2 protein-coding genes and 1 pseudogene are annotated in these 1,779 nt (G+C 46.1%); all 3 read right to left on the bottom strand.

The genetic code is table 11. The features are described 5' to 3' along the window. Positions 1-330: histidinol-phosphatase HisJ (hisJ, locus tag AB3112_RS11240; RefSeq protein WP_367334542.1), on the bottom strand; the 330-nt coding region annotated here is incomplete at its 3' end. Between the two features lie 75 nt (positions 331-405). Next, the gene (locus AB3112_RS11245) at positions 406-1,443 is read right to left on the bottom strand and encodes a branched-chain amino acid aminotransferase (RefSeq protein ID WP_084972789.1); all 1,038 of its coding nucleotides are present in this window, start codon (positions 1,441-1,443) and stop codon (positions 406-408) included. Between the two features lie 171 nt (positions 1,444-1,614). Then, positions 1,615-1,779 (bottom strand): annotated as a pseudogene (locus AB3112_RS11250) (branched chain amino acid aminotransferase); the annotation flags it as partial.

The raw sequence follows: 1,779 nt of genomic DNA on the forward strand, positions 1-1,779 counted from the left end.
ATCTAGAAACTCACGCGTCCAATCAGTGAAGTCCGGCAGGTAGTCAACCTCAAACCCAATCCGAATTTTAATTTGGTCCGCATATTTTGCCTTCATCCGGTTGGCTTTTTCAAAATAGGCGTCAAGGTCGCCTGCGGCCATTGCGGCTTCAGTCAGCCCTGTTTTCTGGCCGGCGTACAGCTGGGCAAATTGTTTGGGCAACGGTGCGTGCTCGGTAATGCTGTATTCTTGAAAGCCTAATTTGATCGCTTTTTGAATCATCAATTCAACGTCGTCACCGCTGCCGTGGGGACAAAATTCGGTGTGTGAATGGCCCTCTCGTTTCAACAAATTGATTCCTCCTTTGATTTATCTGGCAAAACAGCCGCCCAATCAACAATGATCAGAACGGCTGTGAGATGATGATTAAACTTCAACTTTTTGGATCCATCCCTCAGGCGCTTCAACGTCTCCGAATTGAATTCCAGTTAATTCATCGTATAACTTACGGGTTGTTGGGCCAACCTCGGTCTCACTGTAAAAGACGTGTAACTGGTCCTTATACTCAATGCCGCCGATTGGTGCAATGACAGCTGCAGTTCCCATGGCACCGGCTTCTTTAAAACGATCCAGGTCGTCAATGAAGACATCGCCTTCAACCGGCTTCAATCCCAGTCGATTCTCTGCCAAATATAACAATGAGTATTTGGTGATACTTGGTAAAATCGAATCGGATTTAGGGGTCACAAATTCATTATCCTGGGTAATACCAAAGAAGTTCGCTGAACCGGCTTCTTCAATCTTGGTGTGTGTCGCCGGATCCAAATAGATCACATCCGAATAACCTGCTTTATGGGCTTCATCACCTGGTAACAAACTACCGCCGTAATTGCCGCCGACTTTGCTTTGACCGGTTCCATGAGGCGCTGCCCGATCATAGTAAGACGTTGTGAAGTTGGTTGGCTTTAAGCCGCCCTTATAATACGCGCCCACTGGCATCGCAAAAATCGTGAAAATGTATTCATCAGCTGGATGAACTCCGATATTGCCACCGACACCAATCATTAATGGCCGTAAATAAAGGGTGCCGCCAGTGCCGTATGGTGGCACATAGTCGGCATTTGCCGCAACAACTTGTTTAACAGCAGCAATGAACTTATCCTCTGGAAATGCCGGCATTAACAGCCGTGCACAAGAACGTTGCATCCGTTTCGCGTTTTGATCCGGGCGAAACAAGTTAATACTGCCGTCTTTGGTCCGATAAGCCTTTAAGCCTTCAAAGTCGGCCTGACCGTAATGAAGACCAGTCGAGCCCTCACTGATATGTAGCGTACCATCTTCTGTTAACTCACCGTTGTCCCATTTGCCATCTTGGTAGTGTGCCAAGAAACGATAAGGTAAGTCCATGTAATCAAAGCCTAAGTTTGTCCAATCAATTTCTGAAGCCGGTTGTGCTTTTGCCATAAATTTCTCCTCCTGGGGGGTTAGGTTGATGTCAGCATCTCAATCGGTCTAACCAATTTCTCATATTCTAATGAATTGACACCCAAATGTCAATTGGTTCTTAAAGTCAAAATTAAAAGGCAAGCTGCACTCCTGAGTAGAGTGACCGCTTACCTTTAATTTTATAACGGATTATTCAACTGGAACAACCCAACCGTACTTATCTTCAACGTCACCTGATTGGATACCAAATAACGTGTCGTAAAGCTTTTGTGTAACGGGGCCCGGTTCGGTTTCGCTATAGAAGACGTGCTTCTTACCGTCGTGGGTCAGTGAACCAACCGGTGAAATAACGGC

This window comes from Lentilactobacillus sp., from assembly GCF_040773105.1.
GTDB classification, from domain to species: domain Bacteria; phylum Bacillota; class Bacilli; order Lactobacillales; family Lactobacillaceae; genus Lentilactobacillus; species Lentilactobacillus parabuchneri.

Bases quoted from the DNA above. Each gene is read 5' to 3' on its own strand.
- AB3112_RS11245 (WP_084972789.1), bottom strand. From the start codon at position 1,443: ATGGCAAAAGCACAACCGGCTTCAGAAATTGATTGGACAAACTTAGGC.